At 41.3% G+C, this 12173-nt stretch carries 13 protein-coding genes; 2 read left to right on the forward strand and 11 right to left on the reverse strand.

The features are described 5' to 3' along the window. Positions 1 to 57: 57 nt before the first annotated feature. The 8 genes from NST45_RS11585 to NST45_RS11620 form a co-directional block, all read right to left on the reverse strand. Positions 58 to 1920, reverse strand: a complete 1863-nt coding sequence (locus NST45_RS11585; RefSeq protein WP_339825636.1) for an AraC family transcriptional regulator — start codon at positions 1918 to 1920, stop codon at positions 58 to 60. Positions 1921 to 2110: 190 nt separating this feature from the next. Continuing rightward, complete coding sequence (locus NST45_RS11590) at positions 2111 to 3058, reverse strand: ABC transporter substrate-binding protein (protein WP_076213785.1); 948 nt, start codon at positions 3056 to 3058, stop codon at positions 2111 to 2113. 25 nt (positions 3059 to 3083) lie between these two features. Then, positions 3084 to 4133 (reverse strand): NAD(P)/FAD-dependent oxidoreductase, encoded by a 1050-nt coding sequence (locus NST45_RS11595; RefSeq protein ID WP_036677108.1) that lies wholly within the window; start codon positions 4131 to 4133, stop codon positions 3084 to 3086. A gap of 25 nt (positions 4134 to 4158) precedes the next feature. After that, entirely contained in the window at positions 4159 to 5469 is a 1311-nt protein-coding gene (locus NST45_RS11600) for an NtaA/DmoA family FMN-dependent monooxygenase (RefSeq protein WP_036677110.1), read from the reverse strand. A gap of 209 nt (positions 5470 to 5678) precedes the next feature. Further along, a complete protein-coding gene (locus NST45_RS11605) occupies positions 5679 to 6485 on the reverse strand; it encodes an AraC family transcriptional regulator (protein ID WP_036677112.1) in 807 nt (268 codons plus the stop codon). Positions 6486 to 6629: 144 nt separating this feature from the next. Continuing rightward, positions 6630 to 6914 (reverse strand): hypothetical protein, encoded by a 285-nt coding sequence (locus NST45_RS11610; RefSeq protein WP_076213782.1) that lies wholly within the window; start codon positions 6912 to 6914, stop codon positions 6630 to 6632. 23 nt (positions 6915 to 6937) lie between these two features. Next, complete coding sequence (locus tag NST45_RS11615; RefSeq protein ID WP_036677411.1) at positions 6938 to 7294, reverse strand: iron-sulfur cluster assembly accessory protein; 357 nt, start codon at positions 7292 to 7294, stop codon at positions 6938 to 6940. Between the two features lie 21 nt (positions 7295 to 7315). Next, positions 7316 to 8719, reverse strand: coding sequence for an MFS transporter (locus tag NST45_RS11620; protein ID WP_076213778.1), 1404 nt, complete (start codon positions 8717 to 8719; stop codon positions 7316 to 7318). 166 nt (positions 8720 to 8885) lie between these two features. Here NST45_RS11620 and NST45_RS11625 point away from each other — a divergent pair, with 166 nt between their 5' ends. Continuing rightward, complete coding sequence (locus tag NST45_RS11625) at positions 8886 to 9569, forward strand: metalloregulator ArsR/SmtB family transcription factor (protein ID WP_076141253.1); 684 nt, start codon at positions 8886 to 8888, stop codon at positions 9567 to 9569. Between the two features lie 310 nt (positions 9570 to 9879). Continuing rightward, positions 9880 to 10692, forward strand: coding sequence for a class I SAM-dependent methyltransferase (locus NST45_RS11630; protein ID WP_038571275.1), 813 nt, complete (start codon positions 9880 to 9882; stop codon positions 10690 to 10692). 93 nt (positions 10693 to 10785) lie between these two features. Here NST45_RS11630 and NST45_RS11635 read toward each other — a convergent pair whose 3' ends face one another. The 3 genes from NST45_RS11635 to NST45_RS11645 all read right to left on the reverse strand — a co-directional run bounded on the left by NST45_RS11635 (position 10786) and on the right by NST45_RS11645 (position 12112). Further along, the gene (locus NST45_RS11635) at positions 10786 to 10977 is read right to left on the reverse strand and encodes a hypothetical protein (protein WP_036677120.1); all 192 of its coding nucleotides are present in this window, start codon (positions 10975 to 10977) and stop codon (positions 10786 to 10788) included. 223 nt (positions 10978 to 11200) lie between these two features. Then, the gene (locus NST45_RS11640) at positions 11201 to 11365 is read right to left on the reverse strand and encodes a hypothetical protein (protein ID WP_179086368.1); all 165 of its coding nucleotides are present in this window, start codon (positions 11363 to 11365) and stop codon (positions 11201 to 11203) included. Between the two features lie 159 nt (positions 11366 to 11524). Beyond that, positions 11525 to 12112 (reverse strand): DUF1349 domain-containing protein, encoded by a 588-nt coding sequence (locus tag NST45_RS11645; RefSeq protein ID WP_076213775.1) that lies wholly within the window; start codon positions 12110 to 12112, stop codon positions 11525 to 11527. Positions 12113 to 12173: the final 61 nt, after the last annotated feature.

Here is a 12173-nt window from a genome sequence, read left to right on the forward strand (position 1 = left end):
GATATTAGTACAAAAAAAAGCGAAACGGATAAATGCTCCGTTTCGCTCTCTCCTAAGTTACTGATAACCAAGTAACAAATTCACAATCGTATCAAGCTGAAGCTCTAATGAAAAAGGGTCCTCCATTACGAATTCATCATGATAATTATCGCCATACAAATAAACTTTGCCATTTTTCACTGCAGGGATGCCTTTCCATATGTTACTTTCCATTGCTTTATTGGTTGCATCCGCATCGCCATTATATACAAAAACATAATCACCTAAGTATTCTGGAAGCACTTCAAGTGAAATGGATTCAAACCCCTCCGCCATATTTTTGGCACTTTCTGTTGGAGGCAGCTTCAGCATATTGTATATAGTGGAAGAACCATAATTTCCTCCCTTTGCCGCTAAGACGTACACGGCCTTTTGTGAAAACTGAACAATCGAAACGGTTTCCCCTTCCTTGATAACCCCGGCAAGTTTCGACTTTGCTTCAGCTACTTTCAGTTCATATTCCGTAATCCATTCTTCTGCTTCTTTTTCTTTTCCGAATATTTTGCTTACACTCCTAAATTTATCAAGCGGCCCTGCTGTTTTTAACCCCTCCCAATAAGGCAGAAAAACAGTGGTCCCAATTTTCTCATATTGTTCTATGTTCTCATCGATCGAACCGATAATTAAGTCCGGATCTAGCATCGTTAATTTTTCCAAATTTAAAGGAAAATCCCCTAAGTCCTCAATTTTCTCGATCGTTTCTTTGGGTATGTCCGCTTTTTCCATCCACCCTTCATCCAGCATAAACGTTCTTGCTCCGATGGGTATAATTCCTAATTTCAATAAATGCCCCATATATTGGTCAGCCGCCACTCTTTTCGGCTCTGCTGGTACTTCCACATCTCCCTTAGGCGTTGATACTATTCGAGTGTTCGTACTTTCTTCTGATGTTGCTTGATTTACGGTTCCATTCCCATTACTTTGTTCCTTCGTAGCAGTACCCGTCCCGCTTGAGCAAGCACCTAATAATAGAGAACTGCAAAGCAGTAAAGCTGCCGTCGTCTGAGATTTTGTCATTTTAAACATAGGTAATTCCCCTTTTTCCGTATTATGATAATGATTATCATTATTAATATACTGTTGAACGATGGGTTCAAAAATAGAGGATGTGGGGAAGTTTAATGGACTTTCAGCAACTTTAGGCCGCTGAAACTCTCTTGTTCTAAAATGTGCAGGGGATACACCTTTTCTTTTCTTGAAAATTCGGCTGAAATAATATACGTCTTTATAACCAACACTTGCTGATATTTCCCCGACCGAAGCATCTGTTGTCATTAAAAGCTCCGTTGCAAGTTCAAGCCGAAACCGAATTAAGTAATCAATCGGACTCATACCTGTGTGCTCTTTAAACAAGGATGACAAATGATAAGCACTGAAATTAAATACTTCCGCAAGCGAATCTAATGTAATTGGCTCCGCATAGTACTCCTGGATATAGGTGATTACCTGGACTGCAACACTTGTTTGTTTCACTTCAGTCTCTTTTCTATGTAATTCTTTTAAAACCTGATGAATGAATTGATAAAAAAGTGATTTTACATTGAGTCTCTCTTCTTGCTCGTTCCATTTTTGATACATCAATTGCATTTTGTTATAAAGTAAAATGGGTGCATCTGGGGAAAAACAATATTGTGTTTGGAACAGATCCTCCTCTTGCATCCATGCACGGTAATAAATGATATAGTAAACAAAATTCTTGCTTGTCGGAACAATATTAAGGGTCGCTCCTTTCCCGCTATGCAGGACTTGAAATCCTGTAAAAGAAAATTCAGACTGATCTAATTGAACTTGAGCGCTCCCTTGTACCGAAAGTAAAAATATACTGGCAGGAATCTTATATTTATGAAGAATTTCGCCCCGAACCCTTTCAATACGGCGCACATCCAATAACTTGACCGTCGCTTGGTCCCAAAGCAATATTTGATTGCTTTTGTGCATAATGACTACCCCTCCGTTATCTGTCTAATACTCATCATAAATGATAACCATTATCAATAACAGTCAAGATATTTAACTTAATAACAAAAATCCGATTGCCCTAAAAGGTGCAATCGGATTTTGTAATATAATTTTATTGTTCAGACGCCAATTGCAGAAAATGATCTGCAGCCAAACGGACAGCCAGGATACTTGCGCTATTGAGTGAGTTATCAAAGATAAGTACATGATTGTTTTTCACTGCTTCCAGTGAGTTCCACACGTTCGAAGTTTCCTTGTCCTTGATGGCTGCCTTTGCGATATCCATATCATGCTGGATAATAATATAATCTGGATTCATGCTGTATATTCCCTCCAGAGAAAGTGCCCCTCCCTCTTCAGGATATCCCTTTGGTGGCAACAACCCAAAGCCTACAGTTTGATTGTAGTACATCGTGTTTTTAGAGCCTTGAGCATTAAAATTGGCTTTTCCGTCGACCCGTAGTAAAGCAAATGTTTTATTCTCAAGACTACTTAACTGTTCTTTTGTTTTTGCAATCATTTCTTGGGTTTCCTTAATGGCTTGTTCCGCTAATGTCTCTTTACCAACAATCTGAGCACACAGCATGGCCGTTTTTTCCCAGGTATCGGTGTAGTCAATTAAGATGACTGGTGCAATCTTATTCAACTCTTCATAATTGCTATCAACAGAACCCTTGAAGGTTACAATCACATCTGGCTTTGCATCCATGATCATTTCCAGGTTCGCATTGCTGCTGCCCAAATCAATAATTTCAGCAGTTCCAGCATAAGGCTGTAAAGTAGCAAAATCCTTCATCGCTTCCGCTGCATTGGTTGATGCGATTGGAGGCGTATCTAGAGCAAAAAAGTAATCTAAATACAAGGGATGCAAAACCGCTATACGCTCAGGACGTGTCTTAAGCACCACTCCATTGTCGCTGGCATCCGCAATTGTTCTTGGCCATCCCGCTTCATCGATCTTGCCGGCTTCCGGTGTAGGCGTGACTGAAGTTTCGGAACATCCAGCCAGTAATCCTGCAAGTATAATTAAGGATGCAATCCATCCATATAGTCTTTTCATTTGGCTCCCCCTTGAGTTGTTATCATTACTGTCTGTATAAATGCTTCATTAAATCACGGTTTTTCTGCGTGAACAGGTCATTATGTGAAGACACCATCCCGGACGAATTTGCCTCCGGTGTGATGTATTGTTTGGCTTGGTTTACCGCATTGGCAGCATCCTGGAATGCCCCCGCGATCAGGTGCAGTTTCCCATCATGGTGTAGAACATCACCTGCCGCATAAATACCCGGCACGGATGTCCCGCTCGTTACTGATCCTGAAATCTGATGTTCCCACAGATCCATTTTAATTTCACTGTTCACCAGCAGTTCTTTGTCGCGCTCATAACCGTGATTAATGATGACCTCATCGACAGACAGCTCAAATGCCTCTCCGTTGTCATTACTTTTCAGCAGTACAGTCCCTATTCTTTCGTGATCCGGTGTGGCAATCAACTTTTCGATTGAAGTATTTAACAAGCACTCTACGCCATTGTTTGCCAAGCGTGAAATATCGGCTTCATGCCCCTTTAAGTTCTCTTTCCGGTACGTCAGAGACACCTTTTTGGCAATCGGAGCCAGTTCATTCGCCCAGTCAACAGCAGAATGGCCGCCTCCCGATATTAGGATAGTCTTCTCTTTAAATCGGGCAAGTGACTTCACCGTATAATGCAAATTTGTGATTTCGAATCTTTCGGCACCCTCGATTTCGAGCTTGACCGGCTTCAGAATGCCTCCTCCAATGGCCAATATCACAGTTTTAGTGAAATGCTTCCGGTTTGCGGCGGTGTGTAAAATAAAGTAACCTGCTTCATCTTGCGAGATGGATGTGACCTTTTCATTAAAGGCAACCTCCGGTTGGAAAGTCATCCCTTGAGCAACCATTTGTTCAATAAGTTGTGAGCCAAGAATAGGCTGTAAGCCTCCTACGTCCCAGATCATCTTTTCCGGATAGACATGCACCTTGCCGCCAAGCACAGGTTGGAATTCTATAATTTTGGTTTTCATTTCACGGAGTCCGCTATAAAATGCAGCAAATAATCCAGCCGGACCTCCGCCAATAATCGTAACATCAAACAATTCCTCTTCATGCATCGTTCAATCGCCTCATTTCTCTTTTTTAAATCCCTAAATGCTCACGGAAAGTGCTTCCAGTATATTCACTCCGGAATAAACCTCTTTCAACCAGCTCCGGTACGAACTTCTCAAAAAACAACTCCATAGATTGTTCCGAGCCGCCTGGCAAGGCGATGAAGCCATCCATAGCCTCCGCATCAAACCGTTCAATAATATCGTTCAGCACATCCTCTACTGTCCCGACAGATACCCAATGTGCAGATCCGACAATCTCCGGCCTGTCCAAGATTTCTTTCACTGTAGGCTGGTTTTTGATAATATACCGCCGTAACAATTCGGCATGAGTCCGGCTGCGGACGGCCTGACTGGAATCGGGTAATATATCGTCAGTTACTCGCTTATCTAAGGGATAACCGCTTAAATCAAGACCCAGCACCGATTTGAGCGAAGCATGTCTGCGTTCAAGGCTTAAATTCGCATGTGCAGCCTTATGTAATTTAAGTGCTTCTTCGCGCGTATCGGCCAGGAAAAAATATAAGCCCGGCAAAACTTTGATAGCATCCGGATCACGGCCCTGCTCAGCCGCTCTTCTTCTCAGATCATTCCTTAGTTCCACTCCCGATTCGATATCCGGCATTGCCGCAAAAATAGCATCAGCTACAGATGAGGCGAAATTCCGTCCAATGTCTGAAGCACCAGCTTGAAATAGCGGCGGTGTTCCTGATTTGTGAGCAGGCAAAGTAAGCGGCCCTTTTACACTGAAAAATTCCCCGGAATGATTAATGGCAGTCACTTTATCCTTATCCGAAAACATACCTGACTGACGGTCGATAACAATCGCTTCATTCGGAAAACTCTCCCAAAGCTTGCGTACAACATCCGTGAATTCCATAGCCTTGGCATATCTTTCTTCCGGTGACGGCATAGGTGAATCGCTGAAATTATCGGCACCTTCAATCGAAGTGACAATATTCCAGCCGGCGCGTCCATTGCTCAGCCAGTGTAAGGACTGCAATTGCCTTGCAACAACATACGGCGGATTAAAAGTAGTGGAAATCGTCGTTACCAGTCCGATCCGCTCGGTTTCACGAGCTATCGCTGCAAAAAACAATGCAGGGTCGGGGCTGCCGAAATTTGAGGAGTCTCCTAACATCTGCGGGCTAACATACAGATAATCAGCCCTGAAAAGAAAATCGAGCTTTGAATTCTCAGCCATTTTTGCCAAATTAATATAGTAATCAATAGACTCCATCTTCTCTACTCCGCTATCCGGGTGTCGCCAGCCGTCTCCTTTCATCCAGGTTGCATTTAAGGACAGGCCAATACATAATTGTCTTGGTCTTTTTTCTGTCATATCTACCAGCCTTTCATTTATAAATCAATTTACTGATAATGATTCTCAGTTACAAAGGTGAGTTTATCAAAAATTTAAATAAATTCAAATGTACAAATCTCAAATCCAGCATGCATCATTATTTAATCTAAATAAAAAAAAGTCTGCACTTCTGGCTTATCACCAGTAGCTGCAGACGTAGTTCAAGTACAAGAAGCTCATTATGTACATTACTTATAGGCAGAGGGAGAAACACCGAATTTCTTTTTGAATAATCGGCTGAAATATAGTGGATTGTCATAACCAACACGGTCAGCAATCTCGCGGATAGGAAAATTACCTGCTTTGAGTAATTCACAGGCCCGTTCCAAACGATAATTAACGACATAGTCGATTGGTCGTAGTCCCGTATATTTATGAAAGAGGTAAGAGAAGCGGTTGGCACTCATTGCATGCTGTTCCGCTAACTCACCGAGTGTAAGTGAATTCATATAATGAAGTTTAATATACGCAAGAGCTTCGTCTACCATTTTTTGATTCGGAGAACTATCGTTCTCTCTGTAACTGCACGCAATCAGAACCTGATGCATCAGGCTTAAGAACAACTCCTTGATACGCAGCTTCCCAATTTCTCCGGATGGATGGGCATTCTGATGGAGCATAATTAGTAATTCAATAATCTTTAGATTCGCTCCCGGCTCCAGCTTGAAATGAGAGTCAAATTCGTGAGTACTATTCATTTCTTCCGGCATATCCAATTTATAAAAAAGTGAGTAATACTCGAGCTCAGATTGTCCTATAACCTGTGAATCCATCTGCATGCCCGGAGCAGCATGAAAAACTGATCCTGGCCGTAATTCATATACCGTTCCATTCACACGTATTCTGGCTCCCCCGCGAATGATAAATAGAAATCCATGCTTAACGGTGGTGAATTCACTTAATAAGCTTTTGGGCTGGATGACTAAGCGGCTTCTATCTTCTATTTCATAGACACCTTTAGTAAATGCCTTTGCTAATTTGTCCAAATTTATCAATGTTCTGCACCTGCTTCCTAGCACCATGCTTCTTTTAAAATCAGATCCAATTCTGATATTTATTTAAAACAGTATAGACAATAGTGTGCGAAATTGCTAGAAGTGTAGTAGATATTCTAATGTACATTGTACCCAAGAAGATGCTCAGGAGATTTTGGTTGAAAATATGCCGTTTTCATTACAATCAATTTGAAGAAGTTCATCCTGTAAAATCCAAACATCAGTTTTTTCAACAAAGAAATGAAATCCGCCAATGGATTGAACCCATGCGGGATCGATCGGTGTAGCACTTGCATTAATTCCAACAGTGAAGGCATCTGAGCCTCCATTGGCATATTTTGCATAAATTCTTACATATTGGTCCTCTTCCAAACCCCATTCATTCTTAAATGAATCCAATGCTTTTTCGGATACTGCAAATGATATCATTCCTCTTCTCTCCTTTCTGCTGTTCAATCACATTTTTTTATTTCGCCACGATAATTGGCCATTCTGAAACTGGCTCCGCATCCACATGAAGCTTTTGCATTAGGGTTATTCATAGTGAATCCGCCTACCATTCCACTCTCTTCATAGTCAATTTCAAGACCGTCAATATAAGGAATACTATTCGGGTGAACCAATATACTAAAATCCTTTTTATTTAATACAATATCCTCTTCTGCCTGCTGTTCATCTACGACTAGGGTATAGGATAATCCACTGCATCCCCCTTCATCAACACCCACTCTAAGGAATGGATTTCGGATATTCGCACTTAATAAGATTTCGGCGATTTTTTCTGATGCCTTATCACTGACCTCGATGATCATTGTGAACTCCTCCTTCGTTTATTTGTTTTTCAAACCTAAAGATTGGATACCCGTTCCTATCTGTTCAGCTACTGGTGAGATCCGAGTGCTCGCAAATAAACTCATTACAATCAACAAGAGATGGAAACCCATTGCTACAATTAATCCGGATTGGAGTGACATTCCGCCAGCCTGACAAACCACAAGAATGGAACCGCCGATCCCGATAACTACACCGGGTGTAAAAGAATCCGCAAATTGCAGATTTGCCGAGGTGTTGCCGACACCTCCTTCTCTTGTCTGAGAAAACGCCACAACACCGCTAATCGGATGCGCCAATCCAATGCCGATTCCAGCGATGATCTGTCCAAAAACTGCAACGGTAACGGTCACCACGGGTATCCAAAATACGATAGTAATCCCTATGGCAAGCAGCAATACACCCAGAATAATTCGCGTATGCCGTCCACGCCCCTGATCTGCCGAATCCCACCGTCCTTGCAGATACGCTATGACGCACCAACTCAACGCAGCACTCGCTACAATCAATCCGGCCTGAGAAGGCGTTATTCCCTTCACATCGATTAGAGCCAATACCAAGAAATTCTGTGTGCTGGTATAGGCAGCGAAGAACAGCCCACGTGTTGCCAGGATAGCTGGCATGCCTCTTCGAAGCGTAAGAGTTCCCTTCGGCAGCAGTTTGCGGAGCGGAAATATCATCAGTACTAAGCCGATAAGGACTAAAACAAATCCCATAATACTCGGAAGCATGCTTAGACCAACCAAGAAAACCCCTGTACCCATCGTTAACAGTAAAGCCATCCAAGTCGATGAAGCTCCGATATCCCCTTGTGTCTTCGGTGTTTTTAATTTCGTGAACGCAGGTAAACTAAGCAGCGCTGAAATTATCAGGATCGGTAATATTCCCCAGAAAACAAACCGCCAGGACCACTGATCTGCGATAAGACCTGCAACGTATGGACCGAGCATGGACGGAAGAACATAGGCCGTACCAAACGCTCCTAGTATTTTGGCGCGTAATTCATCCGGGTAGCTTAAGGATATTGCTGTGTACACACAAGTCATCATAGCTCCGGCACCCAAACCCTGCATGGCCCGTGATCCTATCATGGTATACATATCGCCTGATGTTGCGGCAGCGATCAACCCAACGATAAACAAAAGTAGTGCGATAGTGAACGGTACTGCAGGTCCTCTTCTATCTATGATTCGACCGACGACCAGAGTTCCGATAATCTGCGCAAGCAGATACGTGCTGAATATCCAGCCAAACAGGCTAAGGCCGTTCAAATCTCCAGCAATCGAAGGGGCAATGGTGGTTACGGACAGACCTTCGAATCCAACGGCCATCACTGACAGAATAATACCTATGGATAGTGCAAAATAACGTGGGCTGAAAATACTTTGATGATTAGACGACATGAAATGTGACCTCCAAGAAAATTGGTATGTATACATCGTATCCGGACACTTAGTAAACATTTTTGTTTATAATGTCTAAACTACAGTTCAGCTTTGACTTTGTCAACATTTTTGTTTAAAATGTAGTCTGTGATGTAGATTTAGTTGCTTCAAAAGGAGGTGCACCTTGAGCCGAAATCAAACCAAAAAGGATGTCTCAACCAAGACCCGAAGAGCGATCATTGATCTGTTAAAGCAGCAAGGGGGAATGGATGTTATGGCACTCTCCTCGCAGTTTTCGCTATCTGGAATGGCTATTCGCCAACATTTGAATGCGCTGAAAGAAGAAGGGCTGGTTACTAATAAAGAAGAGGCCCGTCCCATGGGGCGGCCCACCAAGCTATGGATCTTAACCCCCGCGGCCGATCGGTTTTTTCCAAGCGGATATTCGGATTTATCCGTCAGTCTGATCCATTCCATGAAAGAAGCTTTCGGAAACGAGGGGCTGGACAAGCTGCTGGCTGTTCGAAATAAGAATATGCAAGAACAATATCTTCAGCAACTTGGTGATACAGCAGACGTTAGAGGGAAGCTGGAGAAACTGGCCGAGATTCGAACAAATGAAGGGTATATGGCCGAGGTTAAGGAGCAGGATGATGGCAGTCTTTTATTCATTGAGAAACATTGCCCGATCTGTGAAGCTGCTGCTGTATGTACCGGGTTATGCAAAAATGAGTTACATCTATTTAAAACTGTTCTAGGTAATAATGTTCATATTGAACGGGGGGAGTACATATTAGCGGGAGGAAGAAACTGTGTATATACGGTTAGACAAAATAAGCTCCTGTTTCCAAGCTGCCATGCTGAATGACCGCGCCACTAAGGGAAGGGTGTTCCCGTTGAAATATTCATAATTTGAAGCGGTACCTTGCAGCGGTTTTACATATTGTAACAAATTCATGGGGCATAACTTTCCTTTTCTGATATGGTCATATCATGCTTTATTTCATAAATGGAAGTTTTAATAGAAAATTATGGATGGTTATGTTCATGGGAAAATGGTAGATTATTCTATGGTTGATATTTCAGCTTGTTCGTGTTCGATATATGTTATTAGGATTACGCGCAAGTCGGGAGATATGTTTAGGCTTATATAATCTATATTTGGGGCGGGTGTCTGCATGGACAAAAATTCTGGTCATAGAACAAACGTTATAGGCGCGGGTGAGGTTGGCGTCGCCATCTCGGTCGATATGAATACGAATGCTATTCATGAAACAAACAGCTTATTTTGGGATACAAAAGGAAATGATGTTTTAGGAGCTACCGCACTACCTTTATATGGAGCATTTGTCTCAGAAGAACAATGTCAACTTTTTGGTGATGTCTCAGGGAAAAAGTTGCTGGAGATAGGCTGTGGAAGCGGTCAATCTTTGCAATATTTGGGGGAACGCAATGCATCTGAACTATGGGGTACGGATATATCAGAGAATCAAATCGAAAAGACTAGGCAACTTTTGACGGCGCACGGACTTTCAGCAAATTTGATCTGTTCTCCCATGGAAGAAGAATGTGGCCTGCCAGAGGATTATTTTGACTTTGTTTATTCGGTTTATGCCATAGGCTGGACAACAGACCTTGAGGGTACTTTTAGCCGGATTGCTTCTTACCTTAAAAAAGATGGATCATTTATTTTCAGCTGGTCTCACCCTATACACAAATGTGTTGTTGCAGAAAATGATATGCTTGTTTTCAAAAAATGTTATTTCGATGAATCTTGGTATTCAGTATCTCTTGAAGAAAGTACGCTAACCTTATCGGATCGTAAATTATCAACCTATGTGAATGCGCTCTCTAAAGCTGGATTTGTTATTGAGCAAATGATTGAGCAATCTGATGATGAACTTATGCAGTCGCGGGACGATAAAAGCGATTTTGCAAAAAAAGCAAAGATGCTTCCTGTAACTTTTGTAATTAAAGCAAGAAAACTCTAGCATCCGATACCTATTGAACAACCTTACAACGTAATAATTATTATTCTAAGCCGATCCAGAAAAGGATCGGCTTATTTGATAGCTTTTTTAAGATCAATCTTGTCTGTTCTCAACAGATTTCATACGGTTTTGATCATCTGGCACTCGGTCATTACTGAATTCCTGGCCTGCTTCTACTTCACCATGACCGGAAGCACTTCGGGCAAAATTTGTGAACTGCCTCTTCTGCTCATCTAGCTTATGTTTACTTTTAAGAAGCTCCTGCGGATCTTGATTTGTCATCATTATCACCTCGCAAAATGGATTCATGCTGTTTATTCGCACTACATAAGTTTTCCATAATAGAGCGGTGCTTATGCAAGATAAAAAAACTCCTGCTCACCATAAGCAGAAGTTTCTAAATGAAGTTCTATTTAACGAAAAATATCAATTATTTTATGCAAAACAAGGTATTCCAAAACAACAATCCCACCGCAAATGAGTATAAAAAACTGAAGTCTTGCCGTATTCATTCTATCCAATACTCTCCCCGGAATAAAGAAATGATGTTAGGCGTAAAAGTATGCCTAATCGATTCGTTATAATCATCATTATCCACGAAGAACACGCGAAACAAAAATCTATATACTGGAATATTTAAGAACAGTAACAAAATGATCATCACAAGACTCAATGTCCTCTCCTCCCAAGATCCACTTATCTTAATTTTACCACATGAGTAAATGTAGAAATCGGAAACTGATGACAACTTTATAACCGCTCCACTAAAAAAGACCTTTCCTTTATAGGAAGGCCATTATTGAGTAATATTCACTTTCAGCTGCGTAAACGACTATTTATGCTCCAACCACTTACACTCAGTAATTTCCATTTCCGTGAAGACACCTTTAAATGAAGAATTCTCTGGGCTACAAGCATATAAGCCAAAATTTATTTCCTCATTCCCTTCAAACAAATGAAAAATACGCATCTGTTCAAATGTAGTTCCATCCAAAGAGCTTTCAATACAGAAATCACTTTCACGTCGACTTAGTCTATAATACATTGTTTTAATATTTGCATCGATATCTGTTGTTGCCCAATCTGAATATCCGTGATTTGTAACCACACTTCCAAGTCTTTGGAATTCCTCATTTTCATATTCTACCGATGCTTTGAACCAATTGTCACTGTCCTGATAGATGACTATCCCACACTGCTCGTATCTATTTGCACTATCATAATCTGTTCTTACTATAAATGAAAAATACTTCTCAGCAGTTTTCATTAACAGTGCAGGTGAATTATCATTTCTAAAACCATAATAGGTTCGTTGCCAAAAATCTGTATTCGGCATCGTTACAAATTTAATCCTGTTTTCTGTAATAGAATAGTCATTGATTGGATTTATCCAAAAAAGCTGTTCTTTATTAAAGTTCATTGCTCTACTCCTCACTTTTTATAAAGTTTTGTCAACCATTTTCATTGCTAAGATTCCAAAT

It is taken from the genome of Paenibacillus sp. FSL R7-0163, assembly GCF_037969975.1.
In the GTDB taxonomy this organism is placed as follows: Bacteria; Bacillota; Bacilli; order Paenibacillales; family Paenibacillaceae; genus Paenibacillus_AQ; species Paenibacillus_AQ odorifer.